Below are 25,914 nucleotides of genomic sequence, written 5' to 3' on the forward strand. Positions count from 1 at the left end.
GCGCTTTTTCGTGGGCACGGGGGCGCTTACTTCTTCGCGCTCGCCGCCGCCGCCGGCTTCGCAGCGGCCGCGGTCTTGTCGTCCTTCTTCGCGTCCTTCGCGGCCGTCTTCTCTTCCTTCTTCTCCGCCTTCGCGTCGGCCTTGGCTTCCTTCTTCTCGTCCTTCTTGGAGGCCTTCGCGTCCTTGGCCGCCGCCTTCTTGTACTCGGCGCCGCCGACCGTCAGGCCTTCCTTGGACAGGGCCGCGGCCTTGCTTTCGCCGATGCCCTTGGTGCGGGAGATGAAGTCTTCCCAGCTCTTGAACTCGCCGTGCTTCTTGCGCTCGTCGATGATCGCCTTCGAGGTGGTGGGGCCGATGCCCTTCACGCCATCGAGCTCGGCGGCCGTGGCCTTGTTGACGTCGACGGCCGCCCAGGAAGCGGCGGCGTAGAGCAGGGCCAGGACGGCCAGGATCTTCTTCAGCATGTGCGTTTCTCTCCAGTGGACAGGCCCGGCGGGCCGGCCTGCTTCTAACGGCAGAGCGGGCGGGCGCGTTGACTTTGCGCCTAGGGGCGAACCCTGACCGGACGCTCACCCCTCGCAACGGGGGCCGCTCCTAGAATCCTGCTCCCCGATCCCCGTGGAGCGCGCATGCAGCTGAGCCCGAGCCTGTTCAAGGCCTACGACCTGCGGGGCATCGTCCCCACCACGCTGACCGGGGAAGTGGCCGAGGCGTTGGGCCGCGCCTTCGCCGTGCAGGCGCTCGCCGAGGGCGAGAGGACGGTCGCTGTCGGACGCGACGGGCGCGTGAGCGGGCCCGCGCTTTCCGCGGCCCTGGTGAAAGGGCTCGTCGCCGGCGGCGTCGACGTGATCGACGTCGGCCGTGTGACGACGCCGATGCTCTGGTTCGCGGCCACGACGCTGTGCCGCACCGGCATCCAGGTGACGGCCAGCCACAACCCGAAGGACCACAACGGCTTCAAGATCATGCTGGCCGGCCGCTCGCTGTACGGCGAGGATCTGCAGGCCTTGCGGCGCGCGATGGAGCAGGGCACGCCGGCCGCCGCCACGCCCGGCAGCGTGCGCGAGGCGAACGTCTTTCCCGACTACCTCCAGCGGATCGTGGGGCACATCCACCTCGCGCGGCCGCTGAAGATCGTGCTCGACTCCGGCAACGGCATCGGGGGCGCCTACGCGCCGCAGGTCTTCCGCTCCATCGGCTGCCACGTGGTGGAGCTGTTCAGCGAGGTCGACGGCGCGTTCCCCAACCACCATCCCGACCCGAGCAAGCCCGAGAACCTGCGGGACCTGGTCGCGAAGGTGAAGGAGACCGGAGCGGACGTGGGGCTCGCGCTCGATGGCGACGGCGACCGGCTGGGCGTGGTCACGCGTTCCGGGCAGATCGTGTTCCCGGACCGGCAGCTGATGCTCTTCGCGCAGGACGTGCTCTCGCGCGTGCCGGGCGCGCCCATCCTCTACGACGTGAAGTGCACGCAGAGGCTCGGGCCGGTGATCCGCGCAGCGGGGGGCCAGCCCGTCATGGGCAGCACCGGCTACCCGATCATGAAGGCGCGCATGTTCGCGCTGGACGCGCCCCTCGCCGGCGAGATGAGCGGCCACGTCGTCTTCCGCGAGCGCTGGCTCGGGTTCGACGACGGCACGTATGCGGGGTGCCGTCTGGTGGAGATCCTGTCGCGGCATCCGGATGCGAGCGCGGTGCTCGAGGCGTTGCCCGCGAGCTATTCGACACCGGAGCTGAACATCCGCTGCGCCGAAGGCGAGCCGCACCGCATCGCGGAGGAGCTCGTGAAGCGCGCGCGGTTTCCGGGAGCCGAGGTGTGCACGATGGATGGACTGCGCGTGGACTGGGAAGACGGGTTCGGGCTGGTGCGGGCGTCGAACACGACGCCGGTGCTGGTGCTGCGGTTCGAGGGGCATACGCGGGAGGCGATGCGGAGGATCGAGGGGGAGATGATGGATCTGCTGCGCAGCGTGAAGCCCGACGCGCAACTGCCTGCGTGAAATCCCCGGTGGGGTTCGCTGACGCTCACCTCCCGGCGCTGTCGCGCCGCCACCCTACGAGCAGCCGGCGCGCGCCGGATTGGGGGGGCGACGATGCGGCTGTTCGTAGGGTGGCGCGGCGACAGCCGCGGAAGGTGAGCGTCAGCGAAGCCCACCGCGCACGCGAAGCGTGAACATCGGCTGATCCAGGGCCCCCCACCGATACTTGTACGCCTCCGCGCCGCGCAGGAAATCAAAGACCTTCGCGCCCTCGCGCGCCGCTTCCCCGATCGCATGCGCGAGCAGCAGGCTTCCCGGGCTGAACGCCGCATGCCGGGGATCGAAGCCGCCGATGTAGTAGTAGCAACGACGACGGTGCATCAGCACATGCAGCACCGCGACCAGCTCCCCGTCCAGCCGCAAGCCATGCAGCCGCAACACGCCCGCCGCATGCAGTCGCGGCGCCGCCTCGGCATGCGATGCACGCACCGCCTCGTCGGCCAGCACGCCGGGCAGTCCGCGTTCCTTCCACCGGCTCGCATGCAGGCGCGCGAGCGCATCGAGGTACGCGGGAATGGTGCCTGCGTCCGCCAGTTCGTACGTGATCGTGCCGGCACGGGCCGCGCGATTGCGGCACGTGCGCAGGTTCGCGAGCGTCGACTTCGGGATGGCCGCCGGCGGCTGCAAGGCGAGGACCGGATTCGGCTCGCCCGCGATCACCTCCACGCCCGGCAGCGAGAGCAGCGCGCTCGTCCCCTGCAACTGCGGCCATTCCAGGACGTCCCAGTCGCGCCAGTGCATGACGCGCTCCAGCACGGCTTCCGCCACGGCCTTCTCCCATCCCTGGCGCGCGAGCAGCCCGAGGTAGTCGGTCGTGCCGATCCCGACGGGGAACAGGTGCCGCCGTCCGCCTGCATCCGTGTAGACGTAGAGCGGCGCCAAGCCCATGAGCCGGCCATCGTCGTCGCGCACCGCCAGGGCCCGTTCCTCACCCTTGCCCACATGCCTCCACCACGGCAGCAGCCAGTGCGGCGACTGGAAGGGCGTCGCGCTCGCATCTTCGCGCCAGAGCGCCTCCCACTCCGCTTCCAGCGCTTCGAGCGACTCGACGTCAGCGTGTGCCCGCGAGGCGGTGGTAGGCATCGAAGTAGTCCCTCGCCATGCGCTCCACGGAGAAGCGCTCGCGCGCCACCGCGCGGCAGTGCGCCGACGGGATCCGCCCGCATTCGCCGATCGCCGCAGCCATGCCGATCGCGTCGTGCACCAGGAAGCCGGTCTCGCCGTGCTGCACGATCTCCGGCAGCGCGCCGCTCGCGTACGCCACCACCGGCGTGCCGCAGGCGAGCGCTTCCATGGCCACCAGCGAGCCGGTCTCGGGCGCCAGCGTCGGCACCAGCAGGCAGTGCGCGGCCGTGAGCAGCCGGCGCTTGCGCGTGAAGCCCACGGGGCCGAGGAAGCGGCGCATGCCGTCCAGGCGCGGCACGATCTTCTCGCGGAAGTAGCGCTCGTGCGCGTCGTACGGGAAGACCTCGCCGCCGAGCAGCACGGGCATGCCCGCCCCGAGGCCCGCATCCAGCGCCTCGTGCAGGTTCTTCTCCGGGCAGATGCGTCCGAGCGCCAGCGCGAAGCGGCGCTTGCGGACACGGCTTTGCAGCGCATCGGCGGGCACGCCATTCAGGATGGGCGGCAGCAGCCGCATGCCCGTGGGCCAGGTGCGGTGCTGCGTGTGCGAGACGCAATGCAGGTGCACGTCGTCGCGCAAGGCCACGAAGGCGTCCGGCGCGTACCAGGCCGGCGGCAGGTGCAGCGTGACGAGGATGGGCACGCGCGAAGGCGGCGGCAGGTACGCGTGGAAGTCGAGGCCGTGCATGTGCACGACGTCCACGGGCCGGGAAACGAGTACCTGCTCGATCGCCGCCCGATGCGCCGCCCACGCGCGCGCGCGCTGTGCATCGTCGAACGGACGGGGCGGCGCCTGGGTCGCGACCAGTTCGCCCGCAACCCGCGAACCCGCGGTCGCCACCACGATCGAGCGATGCCCCGCCGCGACCAGCGCAGCATCGAGGTGCCCCAGCACCTGCTCGGCCCCGCCCACCGCGTCCGGCCCCACCGGCGCGAACGGATAGGCGACGCTGAGCACCGTGAGGCTCATAGGAGGCCTGCGAGCCCCAGTTCCGACATCGCCTCCGCGACCAGGGCACGGAAGTGATCGCCGCTCATGCCCCAGGGGTAGTGCTCGTAGTGCAGCTTGCCGGCATGCGGCGGCTGGCGGAAGTCGTAGCGCGGCGCGGGACGGAAGCCTTCGCGGTCCACGGGAAAGCTCTCCAGCGTCTGCCGCTGCGTCGCGAAGCTGGCGATGAGGTCGGCCTTGAAGCGCTGCTCCTCCGGCGTGAGCGCGACCGTCACGGCGTGGTCCTCCTCGCCGTCCGCCCGCGGCAGGAAGCCGAAGGTGCGCACGCCATCCGGCGCGCGGTGGTACGAAGCCATTTCCACGATCCCGGGGAAGCGCTCTCTGCGCGCGCGCAGCAGCGCCACGGCCGCGTGCACGATGAACGCGGTGGCGTCGTGGTCGGGATGGCCGCCTTCGTACGCGTGCGTGAGGATCACTTCGGTGCCTTCTTCCGCGAGGCGGTCGGCGAGGGTGCGCGCCAGCGGCGCCAGCAGCAGCGGCGCCTGCTGGTCCGGCGCCTCCAGCGAAGCCAGCCGGCTCGGCGCGATGCCGCAGCGCACGAGCACCGTCTGCAATTCGAGCCGCCGCGCCCGCGCGTACTCCTCGGGCGTGAAGCCGTGCCGGCTCGCGTCCTCGCCGTTGCGGGGCGCACCATCGGTGACGCACAGGAAGCGCGCGGCCGCCAGGCGCGGCAGGCGCGAACCTGCGCCCACCGTCTCATCGTCGGGATGGGCGCCGACCACCATCGTGGCCGGCAGCGGCCGCAGGCGCTCGCCCGCGGGCGCGCCCAGGACGGACAGCAGCGCAGCCTCCGCCGGCAGCACTCAGCGGCTCTCTTTGTCGGCGCGTGAGGGGTACACGGCGCGCGGACCGTCCGGGCCGGGGGGCACCTCGACGCGCTTGCACAGGAAGACTTCTTCCTCCGGATGCGCGATGACGCGGAAGCCGGCGCTGCGCAGCATCGCCGCGCTGCAGGCCGCGTTGGGCACCCACCAGTTCGTCTCGTCGTGCGAGTACTTCTTCTCCACGAAGTGCAGCTTCGGGTAGCCGGGGCGGTGGAAGACCTCGGTCTCCCAGAAGTCGTAGTCGTCCTGCAGCGGCTCGATCTCGGGGCTGCCGCGCTGCAGCGACTGGAACACCAGCAGGTCCTTCGCGACGTGCTCGTGGATCAGGTCCAGCGCCAGCAGCGGATGCCGCAGGTGGTAGACGAGGCCCATGAACAGCACGAGGTCGAAACGCTCCCGCAGCGCGCCCACGTCGTACACCGTGAGCCGGCGGAACTCGATGTCGGCGAAGCCCTGCACCTCCGCGGCGAAGCGGGCCTGGTCCAGGTAGTGGTCGCTGAAGTCGATGCCCACGACGCGGCTCGCGCCGCGCTTCTTCATCTCGAAGGAGTAGAAGCCTGCGTTGCAGCCGATGTCCAGCACCGACTTGCCGGTGAGGTCCTGCGGGATCACGTCGGCGAAGCGCTTCCACTTGGTCGTGGGGAAGTCGCCGAGGAAGTGCGCCGGCGCGGTGCGCACGCCATACAGGTCGAGGTTCTGGAACCAGTCGCCGCGCTCGCGCACGCCTTGCTCGATCTCGGCGCGGGTGTAGCTTCGGCGCTCGCGCGGCGTGCTGGCGCGGCGTTCCGTGGCCGGCGCCTCGGCGAGCGCAGGGGACCACGGGGAGGAGCCCGGCTCGCTGGATTCCATGGTGAAAGGCGTGCCGGCGCCGCTGCAGACCGTGGTGGGGCGCGGCGCCGCTTCTTCCGGCTTGGCGACGCGGGAGCTCAGGAGGTTCAGCGCCTCGCGGTAGCCGTGCACGGTGCCGACGTCGACATACGCTTCGCCGCGCCGCACGCCGACCGCGCGGCCGCCTTTCCGGATCCACGCGTTCACCAGCGTGCCCATGTATTCGTCGCGGCGCTCGCGTTCCTGCCACAGCGCCTGCAGCTCGTGCAGCACGCGGCCCGGCATCTTGAAGGCGCCCCAGATCCAGTTGGAGCGCGCGTCCGGATGCTTGACCTGGATTTCCTGCACGTAGCCGTCCGCATCGGTCACGACGGCGTCGAAAGCCTGCGGCCGGTCCACCGGGAAGAGCAGGAAGGACAGCACACCGTCGGGCAAGTGCGCGAGGCCGTCGTCGGGGAACCAGATCGTGTCGGGCAATCCGATGACGACGTGCTCGTCGCCGGGGATCAGCGGGCAGGCGCGGAAGATGGCGTCGCAGAGGCCACCCGCCTTGGGCTGCACCACGTAGCAGATGTCCGCCTGGCCCGCGTTCGTGCCGTAGTACTGGACGATGTCGGACTTGCCCGGCCCGACCACGAAGCAGATCTTGCCGGTTCCGGCCTTGATCATGCGCTCGACGAGGAACTCGCTCACGGCGCGCGGACGCTCCACGTCGCCGATGACGCTGCTGCCCACGGGCAGCAGTTCCTTGGAAAAGCCGAGGGGCTGGATGCGCGTGCCCATGCCGGCCGCCGGGATGATGCCCCACATGGTCGCCGTTCTCCCTGTGCTGTTCTTCGTCGCTGCCGGTGCGCTGTGCGCGCCTTCGACGAGCCGTTCGAGTTCCTCCACGCGGCGTTCGGACGTGTGTTCCGCCATCGTGCGTTCGAACGCGTTCTTCGCGATGTTCGCCACTTCCGCGTCCGACAGTTCCAGAGCGGCGAGCACGTCGTCGGTCGTGCGCGCGACGAGGATCTCGCGTCCCGGCGTGTAGAAGGCGTCGAGGCCTTCCCACCAGTCGCTCACGACGGGCGTACCGCAGGCGGAAGCTTCGAAGAGCCGCCCCGAGGGGCACCAGCCGTTCTCCGCCATCGCGCGGCGCGTGACGCTCAACGTGAGGCGCGAGGAGGAGAAGAAGGCGGGATGCTCCGGCGGCGGCATGTGGCGCACGAAGCGGATGTTGCCGGTCCAGGGAAAGTCGGACGGGTACTGCGCGCCGCCGATGAGGAAGCTGCGCGCCGGCATGCGGCGTGCCGGTTCGATGAAGAGGCTCTCCAGCGCGGCCTGCCGGTCGGCGGCGTAGGTGCCGAGATAGGAGAGGTCGCAGGCGTACGGGGGCGCACTGGCCGTGCGGTGGTGCTGTTGCGGATCGACGTGGCCGTAGAGCGTGGCGACCTTGCGCGCGCCGAGCAGCGTGCGCAGGACGTCGAGCACCGGCCCGCCCGTGTAGCTGAGGACGAGGTCGAAGTCGCGCAGCCCGCGTTCGCCGAGGTACGCCACTTCCTTGCCGGCACGCAGGTTCTCGACCGTGACGGGCGTGTCCATGTCGTAGAAGACCTTCACCGCGTGGCTGTCCGCGACGAGCGCCGTCGCGGGCACGCCGTCGGGGCAGTAGGAGGTGACCATCGCCACGTCGGCGCAACGCAGTTCCTCTTGGGCGCGCTGCCGGATCTCGTCCCAGCTGCGGTACAGCACGAGCTCCCCGCCCGGCAGTTCGCGCACGTCGCGGTGGTCCGCGTAGTAGGGGACGTCGCGTTCGAAGAACACGATGGAATGGCCCCGGCGGGCGAGGGCACGCCAGAGGCCGCGCCAGAGCGTGGCGTGGCCGTTGCCCCAGGAGGAGCTGACGGTCAGGCCGAAGATCACGAGCCGCATTGCCGTGATTAGGCCAACGGCGAAGCTCAGCCGCTTGTAGGCGGGGGACGACAATCCGTCGCTGGGCCGGGTTTCGCTCGTAGGCTGGGTTGCGCGTATGCGCACCCCAGCGATGCGCGGAAGCGCTGGGGTGCGCTACGCGCAACCCAGCCTACGGCAACTGCGCGCAACCCAGCCTACGGTCGCGCGCAACCCGGAGCGAAGCAGGCTGGGTTTCGCGTCAGCGAACCCCAGCGTTTCGAGCGCAGCTACGCGGCGGAGGAGAGCACCTTCATGTACTTCCCCACCCCCGTCGCCACGTCCGCGAACTGGTGCTCGCATCCCGCCTCGCGCAACGCCGTGAGGTCCGCCTGCGTGAAGCACTGGTACTTGCCGCGCAGCGCGTCGGGGAAGGGGATGTACTCCAGCAGGCCCTGCTCCACGGCGGCTTGCGCCGTCGGCACGCCGCCCTTCAGCGTGTTCACCACCGCCACCGCCACGTCGTTGAACGGCTGCGCGCGGCCCGAGCCCAGGTTGAAGATGCCGGACTTCTCCGGGTGGTCGAAGAACCACAGGTTGACGGCGACGACGTCGTCCACGAACACGAAGTCCCGCGTCTGCTCGCCGGGGCCGTAGCCACCGTACTCGCCGAACAGCTTCACCTTGCCCTGGTCTCGGAACTGGTTGAACTGGTGGAAAGCCACGCTCGCCATGCGGCCCTTGTGCTGCTCGCGCGGGCCGTAGACATTGAAGTAGCGGAAGCCGACGACCTGCTTCTTCATGCGCTGGAAGTCCCCGCACTCGCGGCGCATGCGCTGGTCGAACAGCAGCTTGCTGTAGCCGTAGACGTTGAGCGGCCGCTCGAACTCCGGCGTCTCGCGGAAGGTGCTGGAGCCGCCGTACACCGCGGCGGAGGACGCGTACAGCAGCCGCGTGCCGCGCTCCTGGCAGGACTCGAACAGCGAGCAGGACACGCCGTAGTTGTTGTCCATCATGTACTTGCCGTCCTGCTCCATCGTGTCGCTGCAGGCGCCCTCGTGGAACACGGCCTCCACCTTGCCGAAGCCGCCTTCGGCGAACACGGCGTAGAAGTCGTCCGCGTCGATGTAGTCGGCGATCTTCAGGTCGGCGAGGTTCCTGAATTTGTCGCCGTGGGTCAGGTCGTCGACGACGATGATGTCGTCGATGCCGCGGGCGTTGAGGCCCTGGACGATGTTGGATCCTATGAAGCCGGCTCCGCCGGTGACGACGACGCGGGTCATGCGAAAAGCTCCTCGTAGGTGACGGTGGCGGTGCCGAACTTGCCCACCACGATACCCCCGGCGCGGTTGGCGATGGGGACGGCGTCGCGCAGGCTCATCCCTGCGGCGACCATCGCGGCGAGCGTGGCGATCACGGTGTCGCCGGCGCCGGTGACGTCGAACACCTCGCGGGCCTGCGCCTTGACGGTGATCTCGCCTTGCGCATCGAACAAGGTCATGCCTTCCTCGCTGCGCGTGAGCAGCAGCGCGTCGAGGCCGAGATCCCTGCGCAGTTCGTGCGCGCGCTGGATCAGCATCGCCTCGCTGCTCCAGCGGCCGATCACGTCCTGCAGTTCGGCGCGGTTGGGCGTGATGACGGTGGCGCCGCGGTAGCGCGCGTAGTCCTCGCCCTTGGGGTCGATCAGCACGGGCTTGTTCGCCGCGCGCGCCGCCGCGATCATGCGCGGGATGTGGGCGAGCCCGCCCTTGCCGTAGTCGGAGAAAAGGATGGCCTGCTGCCGCGGCAGCAGCGCGTCGAAGCTGGTGCTCTGCAGGGCCAGCACTTCGTGGTCCGGCTCGTTCTCGAAGTCCATGCGCAGCAGCTGCTGCTGCCGGCCGATGACGCGCAGCTTGACGGTGGTGCGCAGGCCGGCGTCGCGCTTGAGGTGCGCCTCCACGCCGGTCTGCGTGAGCAGCGATTCCAGCTTGTGCCCGGGCTCGTCGTCGCCGACCACGCCGAGGAAGCTGGCCTTCGCGCCCAGCGTGCTGATGTTGTACGCGACGTTGGCCGCGGCGCCCACGCGCTCTTCCTCGCGCGAGACTTTCACGACGGGCACCGGCGCCTCGGGCGAGATGCGCTCGACGGCACCGTGCCAGTAGCGGTCCAGCATCGCGTCGCCGACGACGAGGACGTGGGCCTGCGCCAGTTGTTGCTTGGTGGGGTTCATGGTCAGAGCTCTTCCACGCGGCGAGGGGGATACGAGTCCCAGGCCTGGCAACCCGGACATTGCCAGAAATGCTGCTTGGACTCGAAGCCGCAGGCCGCGCAGCGGTAACGGGTGAGGGGTTTGACGGCGTGCTCCAGGGCGCGTTGCACGTCGGGGTGGAACTGCTCGTGCTCCAGCTTCTCGCCGGCGATCCACTTCGCCGCCGCCACGAGCGAGGGCTCGCGCTGCAGGTGCTGCACGTACCACTGGCGGGCGGCGTCCGGCTCGTCCTCCAGCGACGTGATGGCGTCCAGCACGTCGAGCGAGTGGGTCTGCTCGTAGTTGGCGCGCAGCAGCGCCGCGACCTCGTCCCGGCGGCCACAGGCGATGGCCGCATCGGCCAGCGGTGCGGCGAGCAGCGGGATGGAGGTGGGCACCGTGCGAGCGGTTTCCGCCAGCAGGTCGTACGCGGCCTGCGCGTCGCCGGCGCGGCGGCGCAATGCGGCCAGGTCCATGCGGGGGCGCGGCGAGCGCGGCGCGGCCTTGATGGCTTTTTCCAGCAGCTGTTCGGCCGCCTCGGGCGAGGCCTTGGTGGCCTGCTCGCACAGGTAGTGCGCCTGGCGGCCGGCGAACTGGCCGGGGCTGCCGGCGTCGAGCTTGCGGGCGATCTCGGAGGCCTGGGCCCAGTCGCGCGAACGCTCGTAGATGGCGAGCAGCGCCAGCAGGGCCTGTTCCTCGTAGGCGGTGCCTTCCAGCTTGCGCAGCGCCTCCTCGGCGCGATCGAGCAGGCCGGCCTTGAGGAAATCGAGCGCCAGGGCGTGCTGCGCGCGGTGCCGGTCGGCACGGGAGAGGTCGGCACGCGAGAGCAGGTGTTCGTGCACGCGCACCGCGCGCTCGTACTCGCCGCGGCGGCGGAACAGGTTGCCCAGCGCGAAGTGCAGCTCGGAGGTGTCCGGGTCGTTCTGCACCGCCTCGATGAAGGCGTCGATCGCCTGGTCCTGCTGCTCGTTCAGGAGGAAGTTGAGGCCGCGGAAGTAGGCCTTGGGCGCCAGCCGGTTCTCGATGCGCAGCTGCCGCAGGTCCAGCCGGGACGCCAGCCAGCCCAGGCCGAAGGCGATGGGCAGGCCCCAGAGCAGCCAGGTCAGGTCAAAGTCCATGCGTCGGGGGCGTGCCCTGTCCGATCAGCGTGCTCGGCGCGGCCAGGGTGTCCTGGGCGGCCGGGTGGCGCGAGGCCTTGCGGTGCTTCCACCAGCGCGGGACCATGCCCAGCGCGCCGACCACCAGGCCGGCCGCGAACACGGCCAGCACCACCAGCACCAGCGGCGCCGTCCAGGACGTGCCGAAGAAGAAGTGCACGGTGACGTCCTGCTGGTTGTTCAGCGCGAAGGCGAACAGGGTAAAAAAAATGGCTGCCTTGAGCAGCCATGCGAGATATTTCATTGGGCTCCTCGGTCGCGAGGAATTGTACGGTTCAGCCCGCTTCGAGTTCCTTGGTCCGCTGGTCCACCGCTTCGCGCAGGGCCTTGCCCGGCTTGAAGTGCGGGACCCGCTTTTCCGGGATGTGCACGCTTTCGCCCGAACGGGGATTGCGGCCCATGCGGGGAGGGCGCCGGTTGATCGAGAAGCTGCCGAAGCCGCGGATCTCGATGCGGTGCCCGCGCACGAGCGCGTCGCTCATCGCGTCCAGGATGGTCTTGACGGCGTACTCCGCGTCGCGGTGCGTCAGCTGGCCGAAACGCGAGGCGAGTTCTTCGACGAGGTCGGAGCGGGTCATTGGGTGCAGAGGGGTTAGGGTCTAGGGCTTAGGGACTAGGGAAACAGCCATGCCGCTCCCTAGCCCCTAGCCCCTAACCCCTAGTCCCTGGACTTATTGCTTGTCAGCGTTGTCCAGCTTCGCACGCAGCAGCGCGCCCAGGCTGGTGGTGCCGGCCTGCTCGCGGGAGGACTGCTGCGACAGCTGGGCCATCGCGCCCTGCTCGTCGATCATGTCCTTCTGCTTGATGGACAGCTGGATGTTGCGGGTCTTGCGGTCGATGTTCACGACCACGGCCGTGACTTCGTCGCCTTCCTTCAGCACGTTGCGCGCGTCTTCCACGCGGTCGCGGCTGATTTCGGAGGCACGCAGGTAGCCCACGATGTCGTTGCCCAGGTCGATCTCGGCGCCCTTCGGGTCGACGGTCTTGACCTTGCCCGTCACCGCGGAGCCCTTGTCGTGCACCGAGGTGAAGGTGGCGAACGGGTCGCCATCGAGCTGCTTGATGCCCAGGGAGATGCGCTCGCGGTCGACGTCCACGCCCAGCACGATCGCCTCGACTTCCTGGCCCTTCTTGTAGTTGCGCACGGCCTGCTCGCCGGGCTCGTTCCAGGACAGGTCGGACAGGTGCACCAGGCCGTCGATGCCGGCAGCCAGGCCCACGAACACGCCGAAGTCGGTGATCGACTTGATCGGGCCCTTGACGCGGTCGCCGCGCTTGGTGTTCTGCGCGAATTCCTGCCAGGGGTTGGCCTTGCACTGCTTCATGCCCAGGGAGATGCGGCGCTTGTCTTCGTCGATCTCGAGGACCATGACTTCCACTTCGTCACCCAGGGAGACGACCTTGGAGGGAGCCACGTTCTTGTTGGTCCAGTCCATTTCGGAGACGTGCACCAGGCCTTCGATGCCGGGCTCGAGCTCGACGAACGCGCCGTAGTCGGCGATGTTCGTGACCTTGCCGAACATGCGGGTGCCCGGGGGGTAGCGGCGGGACACGCCCAGCCACGGGTCGTCGCCCATCTGCTTGAGACCCAGGGACACGCGGTTCTTCTCGGTGTCGAACTTGAGGATCTTGGCGGTGATTTCCTGGCCGGCGGTGACCACTTCGCTCGGGTGGCGGACACGGCGCCAGGCCATGTCGGTGATGTGCAGCAGGCCGTCGATGCCGCCGAGGTCCACGAACGCACCGTACTCGGTGATGTTCTTGACCACGCCGCGGACGATGGAGCCTTCCTTGAGGGTTTCCATCAGCTTGGCGCGCTCTTCGCCCATGGACGCTTCGACCACGGCGCGGCGCGACAGCACCACGTTGTTGCGCTTGCGGTCCAGCTTGATGACCTTGAACTCCATCGTCTTGTTTTCGAACGGAGACAGGTCCTTGATGGGACGGGTGTCGATCAGCGAACCGGGCAGGAAGGCGCGGATGCCGTTCACCAGCACGGTGAGGCCGCCCTTGACCTTGCCGGTCGTGGTGCCGGTGACGAATTCGCCGGACTCGAGCGCCTTCTCCAGGGACATCCAGGAGGCGAGGCGCTTGGCCTTGTCGCGCGACAGGATGGTGTCGCCGTAGCCGTTTTCGATGGCGTCGATGGCAACGGAGACGAAGTCCCCGGCTTGCACTTCGACTTCGCCCTGGTCGTTCTTGAATTCGTCGATCGGAATGTAGGCTTCCGACTTCAGGCCGGCGTTGACCACGACGTGGTTGTGCTCCACGCGGACGACTTCGGCGGTGATGACTTCGCCGGCGCGCATTTCGGCGCGTTGCAGCGATTCCTCGAACAGGGCGGCAAAGGATTCAGACATTGGGTTTGCGGTCTTGGGAACCGCGGGGGTTAGGGTTGACGATCCCCGACACCGGTGCGCTGCTGCGCGGAGGGAGTGGCGGGGGCCTTCTTGCTACGCTGGGGTGCGCTGCGCGCAACCCAGCCTACGGGCAGACGATCATCCGGAGACGAAGGGCTGCTTCTCTTCCCACCAGCCGAGGACCTGTGCCACCGATTCTTCAACCGTCTGGCCCGAGTTATCGAGGAGGAGGGCGTCTTCGGCAGGCTTGAGGGGCGCGACGGCGCGACCGGAGTCGCGGGCATCGCGGGCCTCGAGGTCCGCGCGAAGGTCGGCCAGTGTAGCCGAAATGCCTTTTGAAATCAATTGCTTATGGCGCCGGTCGGCGCGCTGGGCGGCGCTGGCCGTGAGGTAGACCTTCAGCGGGGCGTCCGGGAAGATCACCGTGCCCATGTCGCGGCCGTCCGCCACCAGGCCCGGCAGCTTGCGGAAGCCTTGCTGCAGGGCCACCAGCGCAGTGCGCACCGCCGGCAGGGCGGAGACCTTGGAGGCGTTCATGCCGGCGGTCTCGGTGCGGATCGCGTCCGTCACGTCCTCGCCAGCGAGGATCACCCGGCCGTCCGTGAAGACGATGGGCAGCGTCTCGGCCATCCGGGCGATGGTGTGTTCGTGGGCGACGTCCAGCTCCAGGCCCGCGCGCGTGGCCGCCAGGCCGGCAATGCGGTACAGGGCGCCCGAGTCGAGGTAGTGGTAGCCCAGGCGGCGGGCGACTTCGGAGGCCAGGGTGCCCTTGCCGGAGGCCGTGGGGCCGTCGACGCAGATCACCGGGATGTGCGGCGGGTCGGTCCAGGTCACGGAAAACAGGGTCTCGAAGTAGTCGGGGAAGGTCTTGCCGACGCACGTCGGGTCCAGGATGCGGACGTGCGCCCCGGCCGGGTTGAACGCGGCCAGCGAGAAGCACATCGCCATCCGGTGGTCGTCGTACGTGCGGATGGTGGCCGGGAACCAGTTGGAGTCGCCGGGCGGGGTGACCTTCAGGAAGTCCGCGCCTTCTTCCACCGTGGCGCCCAGCTTGCGCAGTTCCTGCGCCATGGCGGTCAGGCGGTCGGTTTCCTTGACGCGCCAGCTCGCGATGTTGCGCAAGGTGGTGGGGCGGTCCGCGTAGAGTGCCATCACCGCCAGGGTCATGGCGGCGTCGGGGATGTGGTTGCAGTCCAGCTCGATGCCCTTGAGCGGCCAGGCGCCGCGGCGCACCTCGATCCAGTTCGGCCCGCTGGCGATCGCGGCGCCCATCTGGCGGGCGGCGTCGACGAAGCGGATGTCGCCCTGGATGGAGCTGGCGCCCACGCCTTCGATGCGCACGGGAGCGTCCACGCCGGCGATCGCGCCCAGGGCGACGAAGTAGCTGGCGGACGAGGCATCCGCCTCGACGTGGATCTCGCCCGGGGACTGGTAGCGGCTGCCAGCGGGGATCGTGAAGCGCTCCCAGCCATCGCGGCGCACGGCGATGCCGAAGCGCTGCAGCATGTTGAGCGTGATCTCGATGTAGGGCTTGGAGATCAGCTCGCCGACGACCTCGATGACGATGTCCTTGGTCGCCACCAGCGGCAGGGCCATCAGCAGCGCCGTGAGGAACTGGCTGGAGACGTCGCCGCGGACGGGGATGGGCGCGTCGAGGTTCAGCGACTGCGCGGGGTGGATGCGCAGCGGCGGGTAGCCCGCGCTGCCCAGGTAGTCGATGCGGCAACCGAGCTGGCGCAGGGCGTCGACGAGGTCGCCGATGGGTCGCTCGTGCATGCGGGCGACGCCGGAGACCTCGAAGTCGCCGCCGAGGAGGGCCAGCGCCGCGGTGAGGGGGCGCATGGCGGTGCCGGCGTTGCCGAGGAAGAGGCGCTTCGCGCCGGCGGTGGGGTTCGCTTCGCTCACCTCCCGGCCGCTCGCGGCCGCCACCCTACGAATACCATCGGTTTCGGTCCCTGTAGGGTGGTGGTGAGCGAAGCGAACCCCACCGAGCCCGCTCACCTCCAGCACGGCGCCACTATGCACCACGCTGCACCCCAACGCCCGCAACGCATCCAGCATCACCCGCGTGTCATCCGAATCCAGCAAGTCATGAATGCGCGTCGTGCCTTCGCTCAGCGCTGCGAGCAGGAGAACGCGGTTCGAAATGCTCTTCGACCCCGGCAAGACGACCGTGCCGGCAGCTTCTTCGAGGGGAGGGAGGTCGAGGAATGCGGTGGCGAACATGCTGGCGGGCCCGGCGGGCCGGTCCCCCTTACTTCGCCTTCTGGCCCATGCGCCAGTGCGAGCGCACCAGGCTCGCCTCGGCGATCATCTCTTCCAGCTTCTCGCCGTTGCCTTCTTCCGCCATCTGCAGCATGTTCATCATGCTGCGCTGGAAGATCTTGGCCTGCTCCACCAGCTCGAGCCGGTTGGCCAGCAGGATGTCGCGCCACATCTTCGGGTCGCTCGCCGCGATGCGGGTGAAGTCCTTGAAGCCCGGACCGCCGAGCCCCAGGATCTCCTTGCCGTTCTGCTGGTGGATGATCCCGTGCATCAGCGCGAAGGCGAGCAGGTGCGGCAGGTGGCTCACGGCGGCGAAGGCGGCGTCGTGCGTGTCCGGTGCCATCTGCTGCACGCGGCAGCCGAGGCCTTCCCAGAGGTCCTGCGCCTTCTTCAGGTGCCCCGGCTGGGTCTTGTCGATCGGGGTCAGGATCACCTGCTGGCCCGTGTACAGGTCCGGGTCGGCGTGCTCCACGCCGGAAACTTCCTTGCCCGCGATCGGGTGCGCCGGCACGAAGGAGCCGACGTGGTCGCGCAGCACGCGCCGGGCGGCATCCACCACGTCGCGCTTGGTCGAGCCGACGTCCATCACCAGCATGTTCGCGGTGACCAGGTGGCGGATCGCCTTGAAGGTGGACTCCGTCGCGGCCACGGGCACGGCGAGCAGCACGACGTCCGCGCCCGACACGGCCAGCAGCGCCGAGGGCGCCTCGACGTCGATCACGCCCATCTGGCGTGCGCGCTCGGTGGTGGAGGGCGACTTGCTGTAGCCCACCACGCGCTTGACGAGGCCGGCGCGCTTCATGGCCATGGCGAACGAGCCGCCCATCAGGCCGCACCCGATCAACCCCAGTTGTTCAAACATGGCCGCCATCTTGTTCTTCGCTTATTCGCCCAACGGATAGGTGCCCAGCACCTTGTAGAAAGCACACAGCCCCTGCAGGTCCTTCAGCGCCGCCGCCACGTTCGGCTGGGAAGGATGCCCTTGCAGGTCGATGTAGAAGTAGTACTCCCACTGGCCCGAGCGTGCCGGGCGCGACTCGAACCGCGTCATCGACACCCCGTGCTGCTTCAGCGGGACGAGCAGATCATGCACCGCGCCGGGCTTGTTGGGAACCGAAACGATCAGGCTCACGCAATCCTTGCCGGAGGCCTCGGGCGCGGCCAGCGTCTGCGGCAGGCAGACCACGGCGAAGCGGGTGCGGTTGAAGGCGTCGTCCTGGATCGCGTGGGCCACCGTGTGCAGGCCGAACTCGGCCCCGGCCCGCTCGCCGGCGATGGCCGCCCAGGCGGGGTTGGTGGACGCCAGGCGGGCGCCTTCGGCGTTGCTGGAAACGGCGCGTCGCTCCACGTCCGGCAGGTGGTTGTTGAGCCAGCCATGGCACTGCGCCAGGGCCTGGGGATGGGCCAGCACCGCCTCGATCGCCGCCAGCGAGTTGTCCTTGCGCAGGAGGTTGTGGCGCACCAGCAGGCTGGTTTCGCCCACGATGTGCAGGGGCGAGCCGAGGAACAAGTCCAGCGAGCGGGCGACCACGCCTTCCGTGGAGTTCTCCACGGGCACGACGCCATATTCGGCCGTGCCGGCCGCCGTGGCGCGAAAGACCTCGTCGATGCTGACGCAGGGCACGCGCTCGATGCTGGAGCCGAAGAACTGCACCGCGGCCTGCTCGCTGAAGGTGCCGGCGGGGCCGAGGTAGGCCACGCGCTGCGGCGCCTCGAGGGCGCGGCAGGCGGACATGATCTCGCGCCAGATGTGGGCGAGGCTCTCGCCCTTGAGCGGGCCGGCGTTCGCGGCCTGCAGGCCGTTGATCACCTGCGCCTCGCGCTCGGGCCGGAACACCGGCGAGCCTTCGGCGCGCTTGAGCTCGCCCACCTCGTTGGCGAGGGCGGCACGCTGGTTGAGCAGGGCCAGGAGTTCGCGGTCGACCTGGTCGATGCCGGTGCGGAGTTCGAGGAGGGACTTGGGCATGCGGAAGCGTGAACTATACCGGGAGGGGTGGGCGGAAGAGCGGTGGGGTGAGGCGGGAAAGGAGAGCGGTGGGGTTCGCTGGCGCTCACCTGCCCCGGCGGTCGCCGGGCCACCCTACAGGGAGCGGCCGTGGCGATTTCGGGCAAGACGATCGCGCGGCGATTCGAAATGAAACGATGGCGCCTCGGAGTTGTAGGGTGGCGCGGCGAAGCCGCGGACGGTGAGCGTCAGCGAACCCCACCGCCCGCGCCAGCGGTCATTCCCCCGCCGGCTCCTCGCCCTCGCCATTCCCCGCATCGTTCTCCACGATGCGCTGCAGCCCGCTCAGCTTCGACCCTTCATCCAGCCCGATCAGCGTCACGCCCTGCGTGGCGCGACCCAGCTCGCGGATCTCGCTCACGCGGGTGCGCACCAGCACGCCGCGGTCGGTGATCAGCATGATCTCGTCGTCCGCGTGCACCAGCGTGGCGGCGACGACCTTGCCGTTGCGCTCGCTCTGCTGGATGGCGATCATGCCCTTGGTGCCGCGGCCATGGCGCGTGTACTCGCCGATGGGCGTGCGCTTGCCGTAGCCGTTCTCGGTGGCGGTGAGCACGCTCTGCTGCTCGTCCTCCGCCACCAGCATCGCGATGACGCTCTGCCCCGCCTCCAGCGACATGCCCCGCACGCCGCGCGACACGCGGCCCAGCGGACGCACGTCTTCCTCGTGGAAGCGCACGGCCTTGCCGCCGTCGGAGAACAGCATCACGTCGTGCTTGCCGTCGGTGAGCGCCGCGCCGATCAGGAAGTCGCCGTCGTCCAGGTTGGCGGCGATGATGCCGCCCTTGCGCGGGTTGTTGAACTCGTCGAGCGCCGTCTTCTTGACCGTGCCCATGGACGTGGCCATGAACACGTAGTGGTCCGCCGGGAAGCTGCGGAACTCGCCCGTGAGCGGCAGCACCACGTTGATCTTCTCGCCTTCCTGCAGCGGGAACATGTTGACGATGGGGCGCCCGCGCGACCCGCGCGAGCCCGCCGGCACCTCCCACACCTTGAGCCAGTAGAGGCGGCCCCGGTTGGAGAAGGCGAGCAGGTAGTCGTGCGTGTTGGCGATGAACAGCTGGTCGATCCAGTCGTCTTCCTTCGTCTGCGTGGCCTGCTTGCCGCGGCCGCCGCGCTTCTGCGCGCGGTATTCCGACAGCGGCTGGCTCTTGATGTAGCCCGCATGCGAGAGCGTCACCACCATGTCGGTGGGCGTGATGAGGTCCTCGGTGGCGAGGTCCTGCGCGTTGTGCTCGATCGTGGAACGGCGCGCGCCCAGCTTGCCCTGGCCGAACTCGGTGCGCAGCGCGGTGAGTTCCTCGGTGATGATCGTCGACACGCGCTCGGGGCGGGCCAGGATGTCCAGCAGGTCGTCGATCTCCGCCATCACTTCGCGGTATTCGGAAACGATCTTGTCCTGCTCCAGGCCCGTGAGGCGCTGCAGGCGCATCTGCAGGATTTCGGAAGCCTGCGTGTCCGAGAGGCGATACAGGCCGTCGGCATGCAGGCCGTACTGCTTCTCGAGGCCTTCGGGACGATAGTCGTCGGCGCTGATCACGGTGCCGTCGGCGCGGGCGCGCGTGAGCATCTCGCGCACGAGCGACGAGTCCCAGCCGCGTGCCATCAGCTCCGTCTTCGCCACCGGCGGCGTGGGCGACTCGCGGATGATGCGAATGAATTCGTCGATGTTGGCCAGGGCGACGGCCAGGCCTTCCAGCACGTGGCCGCGCTCGCGGGCCTTGCGCAGGTTGAACACCGTCCTGCGCGTCACGACCTCGCGGCGGTGCTGCAGGAAGACCTCGACCAGGTCCTTCAGGTTGCACAGGCGGGGCTGGCCGTCGATCAGCGCCACCATGTTCATGCCGAACGTGTCCTGCAGCTGCGTCTGCTTGTACAGGTTGTTCAGGACGACCTCGGGCACCTCGCCGCGCTTGAGCTCGATCACGAGGCGCATGCCGGACTTGTCGCTCTCGTCCTGGATGTGGCTGATGCCTTCGAGCTTCTTCTCGTGCACCAGTTCGGCCATGCGCTCCTGCAGCGTCTTCTTGTTGACCTGGTAGGGGATCTCGTCGACGATGATCGCGGTGCGCTGTCCGCGGTCGATCTCCTCGAAGTGGCACTTGGCGCGCATCACCACGCGGCCGCGGCCCGTGCGATAGCCTTCCTTGACGCCGGAGATGCCGTAGATGATGCCGCCCGTGGGGAAGTCCGGCGCGGGCACGATCTCCATCAGTTCGTCGATGCTCGCTTCCGGGTTGCGCAGCAGGTGCAGGCAGGCGTCGACGATCTCGTTGAGGTTGTGCGGCGGGATGTTGGTGGCCATGCCCACCGCGATGCCGCCGGAGCCGTTGACCAGCAGGTTGGGCAGCTTGGAGGGCAGGACCAGCGGCTCTTTCTCGCTGCCGTCGTAGTTGGGCCCGAAATCGACCGTCTCCTTGTCGATGTCGGCCAGCATCTCGTGCGCGATCTTGGCCAGGCGGATTTCGGTGTACCGCATGGCCGCGGCGTTGTCGCCGTCGACCGAGCCGAAGTTGCCCTGGCCATCCACCAGCATGTGGCGCATGGAGAAGTCCTGCGCCAGCCGCACGATGGTGTCGTAGACCGACTGGTCGCCGTGCGGGTGGTATTTACCAATGACGTCGCCGACGATACGGGCGGACTTCTTGTACGGCCGGTTCCAGTCGTTGTTCAGCTCGTGCATCGCGTAGAGCACACGCCGGTGCACCGGCTTGAGGCCGTCGCGGGCGTCTGGCAGGGCGCGGCCCACGATCACGCTCATGGCGTAATCGAGGTAGCTGCGCCGCATCTCCTCCTCGAGGCTGACGGGCAGGGTTTCCTTGGCGAAGGAGGTCATGGGCTACGGCTGGAGGCAGGAAACCGAAGATTTTACGTTTTCGCCGGGCTGTGGCCTCATGGCAACAAAGGGCCCCGAATTGGGCTTTCGTCCTACGAACTCCTTGCGGCAGAGTCGTTGATTGCGTAAGTCGCTATGGCACAATGACCCGAACGTAACTGGTGAATAGGTCACGCAGGACGTAGTGTTGGCGCAGCGCAGCTGCGAATCTTTTCCCCAAGAGGAGAACCATGAAGAAACTGAACAAAGTGGCGCTGCTGATTGCCACCGCTGCGCTGGCAACCACTGCCGGTGCGCAAGGCCGTGTGACCGCCGCAAACGGCGGCACGCAGGTCGACAACTGGCAAAACGGCACGGGCGAATACGTCTGGCGCAACGGCACCAATGAACTGTGCTGGCGCGACGCCAACTGGACGCCCGCCACCGCCGCCGTCGGCTGCGACGGCGCCCTGGTGCGTGCTGCCGCTCCGGCCCCGGCTCCGGCCCCCCGCGCCGCCGTCCCGGCCCCGGCTCCCGCCCCGGCCGCCCGTCCGCCCGCGCCCGCGCCCCAGCCGCCCGCCGCGACCAAGGTGACGTACGCCGCCGACGCGTTCTTCGACTTCGACAAGGCCGTGCTGAAGCCGGAAGGCCGCGCGAAGCTGGATGACCTGGTCTCCAAGATCCAGGGCATCAACCTCGAAGTGATCATCGCCGTGGGCCACACCGACTCCGTCGGTACCGACACGTACAACCAGCGCCTGTCGGTGCGCCGCGCCGAAGCCGTGAAGGCCTACCTGGTCACCAAGGGCATCGAGAAGAACCGCGTGTACACCGAAGGCAAGGGCGAGAAGCAGCCCGTGGCCGACAACAAGACCGCCGAAGGCCGCGCGAAGAACCGCCGCGTGGAAATCGAAGTGGTCGGCACGCGCGCCAACCGCTGATACGGCAGCGAGAAAAGCTGCACAAAGGGCCCGCGCTGCGGGCCCTTTTTCATTTACTCACGAGCCAGCCGTTCCACAATCGCAGCCATTGCCATGAACGAAACCCTGAACGCCGACCCCCTGGAACTGGCCAAGTTCTCGGAGCAGGCCCACCGCTGGTGGGACCCGGACAGCGAGTTCGGGCCGCTGCATGCCATCAACCCCCTGCGCCTGGCCTGGATCGACGGCCTGGCGGGCCTGAGCGGCAAGAAGGTGGTGGACATCGGCTGCGGCGGCGGCATCCTGGCGGACAGCATGGCCCGCAAGGGCGCCAACGTGCTGGGCATCGACCTCTCCACCAAGGCGCTGCGCGTGGCGCAGCTGCATGCGCTGGAGGCGGGCACGCCCAACGTCGAATACCGCGAGGTGAGCGCCGAGGCCCTGGCCGCGGAACAGGCCGGCCAGTACGACGTGGTGACCTGCATGGAGATGCTGGAACACGTGCCGAGGCCGGAATCGGTGGTCGCCGCGGCGGCGACGCTGGTGAAGCCGGGCGGCTGGGTCTTCTTCTCCACGATCAACCGCAACCCCAAGGCCTTCCTCTTCGCCATCGTCGGCGCGGAGTACGTGCTGAACATGCTGCCGCGGGGCACGCACGAATACCTGAAATTCATCAAGCCGAGCGAGCTGGGGCGCTGGTGCCGCGACGCGCGGCTGGAGCTGCTGCAGACGCAGGGCATGGAATACAACCCGATGACGCGCCGCTACTCGCTCAGTGGCGACACCAGCGTCAACTACCTGGCCGTGGCCCGGAAAACATGATCACGCAAGACGTGAAGGCCGTCCTCTTCGACCTGGACGGCACCCTGATCGACAGCGCGCCGGACCTGGGAGCCGCGGCCGACAAGATGCGCACGGACCGCGGGATGCCGTCGCTGCCCCTGGAGTCCTACCGCCACATGGCCGGCGCCGGCGCGCGCGGCATGCTGGGCATCGCCTTCGGCATCGGCCCGGACCACCCCGAGTTCGCGGACATGCGCGAGGAGTTCTTCCGCAACTATGAGAGCTGCATGACGCAGCGGACCTACGTGTTCGAAGGCGTGAAGCAGCTGATCGACTCGCTGGTGGAGCGCGACGTGGCGTGGGGGGTGGTGACGAACAAGTCGATGCGCTTCGCGGGTCCCTTGACCAAGGGGATGCCGCTGTTTTCGACGGCGCGGACCGTTGTCGGTGGCGATACGACCCCGCACCCGAAGCCGCACCCGGCGCCGTTGCTGGAGGCGGCGCGGCAGTTGAATGTGAAGCCGATCGAGTGTGTGTATGTAGGCGACGACTTGCGGGACATGTTGGCGGGCAAGGCCGCTGGCATGGGCACGGTCGCGGCTACTTACGGCTACCTGGGTACCACGGACGTGAAAGAGTGGGGCGCCGATATCCATATCGAGACGCCGCTGGCCCTTCTGCCCCTCCTCCGCTTCCGCGTCCCCGCCTGACCGTCGGTATTTCTCCCTCTCCCTCTGGGAGAGGGCTGGGGTGAGGGCACGCTCAGCGCCCGCCAGCGCGCTCCATCCTCCTCGACACCCCCGCCGCCAGCACCCACCCCACCGCATACCCCAGCGTCCCCCCGACGACATCCATCGCCGCATCCGCCAACTGCGGCGACCTTGTCGGCAACAGCAGCTGCGCGAACTCCGTGAGCACCGCCGCGGCCACGAAGCAGGCGAGGGCCAGGCCGAATCCGCCTTTCAGCCGCGACAAGGCCATGAAGAATCCCACGGCGGCAAACGCCACCAAGTGGTCCAGGTCGAAACCCGGCACGCGGCTGTCGAGCCAGCGCACGGTGTGGCCGAGCCAGGGGACGTCCGTCTGGATGTGGACCAAGGCGGGGTAGGGGACGAGGAGGGCGACGGCGACGAGGGCGATGGCCAGCGCGAGGCCGAACCGGAAGAGAGGGAGTGCGCGCTTCACGCCGAGCAGGCTAGCAAGCTGCTCGGCAGGGGGATGTCGGACGGGTGCGCGTCCAGCCTCCGTTGTCATCCCGGCGGAGGCCGGGATCCATGAACTCGTCCTGGAGGCAGCTCAGCGTGTCACCAGCGCTCGCCCCACCAGTTCCTTCATCGTCCGGCTTGCCGTATCCAGGGCACCCGTATCGGGCACCCAGAGCCGCGCCCCGCCCACGGTGCGCTGCGAATGATCCGTCGGAGCCGGAATCACCTGCACGCCCGCGCGCTCGAACTCCGCCACCGCCCGGTGCATGTGCAGCGCCGACGTCACCAGCAGCACGCGCTGCACGCGGTAGTCCCGCAGCAGGGGCGCCGTGAACTCCGCGTTCTCGCGGGTATTGCGGCTGCGCTCTTCCAGCACGATGCGGGCGGGTGGCACGCCGAGGTCGACGAGCAGGGCGCGCATGGCCTTGGCTTCGGACATCGCGCTGATCTCAGGATCGCTGCCGCCACTCAGAAAGATCAGTGATGCCTTGCCGGCGCGGAACAGGCGGGCGGCGTGCCAGACGCGGTCGGACGCCTGGTTGAGGTCGGGGTAGCGATTCGCTTCCGTCGGCGGCACGACCCCGCCGCCAAGAACCACGATGGCCGGTGCGAACGGCACCTCCTCGACGCGCTGCGGCGGGAAGGCGGCTTCGGTGCGCTGCTCCAGCCACTCACTCGCTGCTGGCGTGGACCAGAGCCAGAGCCATGCGAGCGCCAGGAAGGCCAGCAGAGTGCCGATGCGCCGAGCCCATCGCGTCAGCCCCAATCCCAGCAGGGCCAGGACGAGCGCCGTACCGAGCGGAGAGATCAGCGCGATCGCGAGCTTGGAAACCAGGTAAGGCACGAACCCGATCTCAGCCCGCGTAGCCCTGCGGGTTGGCGCTCTGCCAGCGCCACGCGTCGGCGCACATGTCCTGCAACGTGTGCTTGGCCTCCCAGCCCAGCAGGCGCTTGGCCAGCGACGGATCCGCGTAGCACTGGGCCACGTCGCCCGGCCGGCGGTCGACCAGCTGGTAAGCAACCTTGCGGCCGCTGGCCTGCTCGAAGGCGCGCACGACCTCCAGCACGGTGTAGCCGCGGCCGGTGCCCAGGTTGACGGTGAAGTTCTCCGGCCGCGCGAGCAGGGTGCGCACGGCCGCGACATGGCCGGCGGCGAGGTCCGTCACGTGGATGTAGTCACGGACCCCCGTGCCGTCCGGCGTGGGGTAGTCGCTGCCGAAGACGTTGAGATAGGGGCGCATGCCGACGGCGACCTGGGTCACGTACGGCATGAGGTTGTTGGGGATGCCGCTCGGGTCTTCGCCGATGAGCCCACTGGGGTGCGCGCCGACGGGGTTGAAGTAGCGGAGGATGCCGATGCGCCAGGCAGGCTGCGCCTTGGCGACGGCCTGGAGCATGTCCTCGATGACCAGCTTGGTGTGGCCATAGGGGTTGGTGTGGCTGCGGGGGAAGTCTTCGGTGATCGGGACGGTGGCGGGATCGCCGTAGACGGTGGCGCTGCTCGAAAACACGAGGGTCGGCCCGACCGCCACATCCCCCGCTCCCCCTCCGTCATCTCCGCGAAAGCGGGGAACCAGGGCACCCTTGTCCCCGCCTGCACCCAGATACACCGCCTCCATCGCCTTCAGCAGGCTGATCGCCCCACCCAGGTTGTTCTCGAAGTACTTCAGCGGCTGGGCCACGCTTTCCCCCACCGCCTTGTCCCCCGCGAAGTGGATCACTCCCGCCGGCCGGTGCCGCCGCAGCACGTCTTCGACGAACGCGGCATCGCCCACATCCCCTTCCTCCAGCAGCGGCCGGGAGCCGAGGATCCGCTCCAGCCGGTCCAGCACGACCCGGTTGCTGTTGCGGAAGTTGTCCAGGATCACCGGCCGGAACCCGGCCTCCTGCAGCGCGACGACCGTGTGGCTGCCGATATACCCGGCGCCGCCGGTGCAAAGGATGGAAACGGAAGGCTGCGCCTGGCTCATGGCCCGCGACTATACCGACCCCGCTCCCCCGGATTTGCTCCCTCTCCCTCTGGGAGAGGGCTGGGGTGAGGGCACGCAAGGCCTTTGCCCAGCCACCCTCTTGAAATCTCCCCCCATGCCTTAAACTACGCACTCCTGGGGCTGCACTGGTTTCGACGTGGGTTCGGACACGCAGCAGGGCATGTCGAGGATCAGTTTCCCTCGTTAATCCAGCTGAAACAAACTAACTGCGAACGACGAACGTTTCGCCCTCGCCGCTTAATTGCCGGTGAGCCTTGCAACAGTTGGCCGATGGGCTGGGTTAGGGTCGCAAGGTCCTAGCTGCAAGGGTACTTACATTGGCTGGCTTCTGTCCGGGTGCCTTGGGCGGGAGCGAGAAAATAGGGCACTGGCTGCTTGCGTAGCGTGCGACTGCGCGACGCGAGTGGCGAGATCCAAAACAGACCGCTAAACATGTAGAACTGCTCGGAGAAGGCTTGCGGACGCGGGTTCAATTCCCGCCAGCTCCACCAT

General features: G+C 68.6%; 22 protein-coding genes and 1 other RNA gene. 5 read left to right on the plus strand and 18 right to left on the minus strand.

The genetic code is table 11. The features are described 5' to 3' along the window. Window positions 1–26: 26 nt before the first annotated feature. Window positions 27–464, minus strand: a complete 438-nt coding sequence (locus H8N03_RS17930; protein WP_187077583.1) for a ComEA family DNA-binding protein — start codon at window positions 462–464, stop codon at window positions 27–29. A gap of 165 nt (window positions 465–629) precedes the next feature. Here H8N03_RS17930 and H8N03_RS17935 point away from each other — a divergent pair, with 165 nt between their 5' ends. After that, window positions 630–2,000 carry a phosphomannomutase/phosphoglucomutase gene (locus H8N03_RS17935; RefSeq protein ID WP_187077584.1) on the plus strand — a complete coding sequence of 457 codons (1,371 nt, stop codon included), beginning with the start codon at window positions 630–632 and terminating at the stop codon, window positions 1,998–2,000. A 141-nt stretch (window positions 2,001–2,141) separates the two neighbouring features. Here H8N03_RS17935 and H8N03_RS17940 read toward each other — a convergent pair whose 3' ends face one another. The 14 genes from H8N03_RS17940 to gyrA all read right to left on the minus strand — a co-directional run bounded on the left by H8N03_RS17940 (window position 2,142) and on the right by gyrA (window position 20,544). Continuing rightward, on the minus strand, window positions 2,142–3,122 hold the full coding sequence (locus H8N03_RS17940) for a GNAT family N-acetyltransferase (protein ID WP_187077585.1): 981 nt from the start codon (window positions 3,120–3,122) through the stop codon (window positions 2,142–2,144). Beyond that, complete coding sequence (locus H8N03_RS17945; protein WP_187077586.1) at window positions 3,091–4,131, minus strand: glycosyltransferase family 4 protein; 1,041 nt, start codon at window positions 4,129–4,131, stop codon at window positions 3,091–3,093. The genes H8N03_RS17940 and H8N03_RS17945 overlap by 32 nt, the downstream gene beginning before the upstream one ends. After that, window positions 4,128–4,973: a PIG-L deacetylase family protein gene (locus H8N03_RS17950; protein WP_187077587.1), complete on the minus strand. Its 846-nt coding sequence runs from the start codon at window positions 4,971–4,973 to the stop codon at window positions 4,128–4,130. The genes H8N03_RS17945 and H8N03_RS17950 overlap by 4 nt, the downstream gene beginning before the upstream one ends. Further along, the gene (locus H8N03_RS26030) at window positions 4,974–7,736 is read right to left on the minus strand and encodes a TIGR04290 family methyltransferase (protein WP_222623036.1); all 2,763 of its coding nucleotides are present in this window, start codon (window positions 7,734–7,736) and stop codon (window positions 4,974–4,976) included. A gap of 248 nt (window positions 7,737–7,984) precedes the next feature. Then, complete coding sequence (gene rfaD, locus H8N03_RS17970; protein ID WP_187077588.1) at window positions 7,985–8,977, minus strand: ADP-glyceromanno-heptose 6-epimerase; 993 nt, start codon at window positions 8,975–8,977, stop codon at window positions 7,985–7,987. Next, window positions 8,974–9,903: a D-glycero-beta-D-manno-heptose-7-phosphate kinase gene (gene rfaE1 / locus H8N03_RS17975; RefSeq protein ID WP_187077589.1), complete on the minus strand. Its 930-nt coding sequence runs from the start codon at window positions 9,901–9,903 to the stop codon at window positions 8,974–8,976. The genes rfaD and rfaE1 overlap by 4 nt, the downstream gene beginning before the upstream one ends. Before the next feature lie 2 nt (window positions 9,904–9,905). After that, window positions 9,906–11,039, minus strand: a complete 1,134-nt coding sequence (gene lapB / locus H8N03_RS17980; RefSeq protein WP_187077590.1) for a lipopolysaccharide assembly protein LapB — start codon at window positions 11,037–11,039, stop codon at window positions 9,906–9,908. Next, window positions 11,029–11,322 (minus strand): LapA family protein, encoded by a 294-nt coding sequence (locus H8N03_RS17985; RefSeq protein WP_187077591.1) that lies wholly within the window; start codon window positions 11,320–11,322, stop codon window positions 11,029–11,031. The genes lapB and H8N03_RS17985 overlap by 11 nt, the downstream gene beginning before the upstream one ends. A gap of 31 nt (window positions 11,323–11,353) precedes the next feature. After that, window positions 11,354–11,656, minus strand: a complete 303-nt coding sequence (locus H8N03_RS17990) for an integration host factor subunit beta (RefSeq protein ID WP_187077592.1) — start codon at window positions 11,654–11,656, stop codon at window positions 11,354–11,356. Between the two features lie 93 nt (window positions 11,657–11,749). After that, a complete protein-coding gene (gene rpsA / locus H8N03_RS17995; protein WP_187077593.1) occupies window positions 11,750–13,438 on the minus strand; it encodes a 30S ribosomal protein S1 in 1,689 nt (562 codons plus the stop codon). 138 nt (window positions 13,439–13,576) lie between these two features. Next, entirely contained in the window at window positions 13,577–15,664 is a 2,088-nt protein-coding gene (locus H8N03_RS18000; protein ID WP_187077594.1) for a bifunctional 3-phosphoshikimate 1-carboxyvinyltransferase/cytidylate kinase, read from the minus strand. Window positions 15,665–15,692: 28 nt separating this feature from the next. After that, a complete protein-coding gene (locus tag H8N03_RS18005) occupies window positions 15,693–16,565 on the minus strand; it encodes a prephenate dehydrogenase (protein ID WP_187077595.1) in 873 nt (290 codons plus the stop codon). Between the two features lie 21 nt (window positions 16,566–16,586). Continuing rightward, window positions 16,587–17,669, minus strand: a complete 1,083-nt coding sequence (pheA, locus tag H8N03_RS18010; RefSeq protein WP_187077596.1) for a prephenate dehydratase — start codon at window positions 17,667–17,669, stop codon at window positions 16,587–16,589. 256 nt (window positions 17,670–17,925) lie between these two features. Beyond that, on the minus strand, window positions 17,926–20,544 hold the full coding sequence (gene gyrA / locus H8N03_RS18015) for a DNA gyrase subunit A (protein ID WP_187077597.1): 2,619 nt from the start codon (window positions 20,542–20,544) through the stop codon (window positions 17,926–17,928). A 230-nt stretch (window positions 20,545–20,774) separates the two neighbouring features. On the opposite strand from gyrA, the gene ompA reads away from it, so the two are divergent. The 3 genes from ompA to H8N03_RS18030 all read left to right on the plus strand — a co-directional run bounded on the left by ompA (window position 20,775) and on the right by H8N03_RS18030 (window position 22,936). Further along, the gene (ompA, locus tag H8N03_RS18020; RefSeq protein WP_187077598.1) at window positions 20,775–21,464 is read left to right on the plus strand and encodes an outer membrane protein OmpA; all 690 of its coding nucleotides are present in this window, start codon (window positions 20,775–20,777) and stop codon (window positions 21,462–21,464) included. 93 nt (window positions 21,465–21,557) lie between these two features. Beyond that, complete coding sequence (gene ubiG / locus H8N03_RS18025) at window positions 21,558–22,265, plus strand: bifunctional 2-polyprenyl-6-hydroxyphenol methylase/3-demethylubiquinol 3-O-methyltransferase UbiG (protein WP_187077599.1); 708 nt, start codon at window positions 21,558–21,560, stop codon at window positions 22,263–22,265. Continuing rightward, window positions 22,262–22,936, plus strand: a complete 675-nt coding sequence (locus H8N03_RS18030; RefSeq protein WP_222623037.1) for an HAD family hydrolase — start codon at window positions 22,262–22,264, stop codon at window positions 22,934–22,936. The genes ubiG and H8N03_RS18030 overlap by 4 nt, the downstream gene beginning before the upstream one ends. 52 nt (window positions 22,937–22,988) lie before the next feature. Here the strand turns inward: H8N03_RS18030 and H8N03_RS18035 are convergent, their stop codons facing one another. The 3 genes from H8N03_RS18035 to galE all read right to left on the minus strand — a co-directional run bounded on the left by H8N03_RS18035 (window position 22,989) and on the right by galE (window position 25,401). Continuing rightward, the gene (locus H8N03_RS18035) at window positions 22,989–23,411 is read right to left on the minus strand and encodes a VanZ family protein (protein ID WP_187077600.1); all 423 of its coding nucleotides are present in this window, start codon (window positions 23,409–23,411) and stop codon (window positions 22,989–22,991) included. 111 nt (window positions 23,412–23,522) lie between these two features. After that, window positions 23,523–24,275 carry a YdcF family protein gene (locus H8N03_RS18040; protein ID WP_222623038.1) on the minus strand — a complete coding sequence of 251 codons (753 nt, stop codon included), beginning with the start codon at window positions 24,273–24,275 and terminating at the stop codon, window positions 23,523–23,525. A gap of 10 nt (window positions 24,276–24,285) precedes the next feature. Beyond that, complete coding sequence (gene galE, locus H8N03_RS18045; RefSeq protein ID WP_187077601.1) at window positions 24,286–25,401, minus strand: UDP-glucose 4-epimerase GalE; 1,116 nt, start codon at window positions 25,399–25,401, stop codon at window positions 24,286–24,288. A gap of 137 nt (window positions 25,402–25,538) precedes the next feature. Between galE and ssrA the strand changes: the two genes are divergently transcribed. After that, window positions 25,539–25,913: a transfer-messenger RNA gene (ssrA, locus tag H8N03_RS18050) on the plus strand. Window position 25,914 lies beyond the last annotated feature (1 nt).

Origin of the sequence: Ramlibacter cellulosilyticus (assembly GCF_014297465.1) — a bacterium.
Taxonomy (GTDB): Bacteria; Pseudomonadota; Gammaproteobacteria; order Burkholderiales; family Burkholderiaceae_C; genus Ramlibacter; species Ramlibacter cellulosilyticus.

Coding starts and splice junctions, on each gene's coding strand:
- H8N03_RS17930 (WP_187077583.1), bottom strand. CDS start 464: ATGCTGAAGAAGATCCTGGCCGTCCTGGCCCTGCTCTACGCCGCCGCT.
- H8N03_RS17935 (WP_187077584.1), top strand. CDS start 630: ATGCAGCTGAGCCCGAGCCTGTTCAAGGCCTACGACCTGCGGGGCATC.
- H8N03_RS17940 (WP_187077585.1), bottom strand. CDS start 3,122: ATGCCTACCACCGCCTCGCGGGCACACGCTGACGTCGAGTCGCTCGAA.
- H8N03_RS17945 (WP_187077586.1), bottom strand. CDS start 4,131: ATGAGCCTCACGGTGCTCAGCGTCGCCTATCCGTTCGCGCCGGTGGGG.
- H8N03_RS26030 (WP_222623036.1), bottom strand. CDS start 7,736: ATGCGGCTCGTGATCTTCGGCCTGACCGTCAGCTCCTCCTGGGGCAAC.
- rfaD (WP_187077588.1), bottom strand. CDS start 8,977: ATGACCCGCGTCGTCGTCACCGGCGGAGCCGGCTTCATAGGATCCAAC.
- rfaE1 (WP_187077589.1), bottom strand. CDS start 9,903: ATGAACCCCACCAAGCAACAACTGGCGCAGGCCCACGTCCTCGTCGTC.
- lapB (WP_187077590.1), bottom strand. CDS start 11,039: ATGGACTTTGACCTGACCTGGCTGCTCTGGGGCCTGCCCATCGCCTTC.
- H8N03_RS17985 (WP_187077591.1), bottom strand. CDS start 11,322: ATGAAATATCTCGCATGGCTGCTCAAGGCAGCCATTTTTTTTACCCTG.
- H8N03_RS17990 (WP_187077592.1), bottom strand. CDS start 11,656: ATGACCCGCTCCGACCTCGTCGAAGAACTCGCCTCGCGTTTCGGCCAG.
- rpsA (WP_187077593.1), bottom strand. CDS start 13,438: ATGTCTGAATCCTTTGCCGCCCTGTTCGAGGAATCGCTGCAACGCGCC.
- H8N03_RS18000 (WP_187077594.1), bottom strand. CDS start 15,664: ATGTTCGCCACCGCATTCCTCGACCTCCCTCCCCTCGAAGAAGCTGCC.
- H8N03_RS18005 (WP_187077595.1), bottom strand. CDS start 16,565: ATGTTTGAACAACTGGGGTTGATCGGGTGCGGCCTGATGGGCGGCTCG.
- pheA (WP_187077596.1), bottom strand. CDS start 17,669: ATGCCCAAGTCCCTCCTCGAACTCCGCACCGGCATCGACCAGGTCGAC.
- gyrA (WP_187077597.1), bottom strand. CDS start 20,544: ATGACCTCCTTCGCCAAGGAAACCCTGCCCGTCAGCCTCGAGGAGGAG.
- ompA (WP_187077598.1), top strand. CDS start 20,775: ATGAAGAAACTGAACAAAGTGGCGCTGCTGATTGCCACCGCTGCGCTG.
- ubiG (WP_187077599.1), top strand. CDS start 21,558: ATGAACGAAACCCTGAACGCCGACCCCCTGGAACTGGCCAAGTTCTCG.
- H8N03_RS18030 (WP_222623037.1), top strand. CDS start 22,262: ATGATCACGCAAGACGTGAAGGCCGTCCTCTTCGACCTGGACGGCACC.
- galE (WP_187077601.1), bottom strand. CDS start 25,401: ATGAGCCAGGCGCAGCCTTCCGTTTCCATCCTTTGCACCGGCGGCGCC.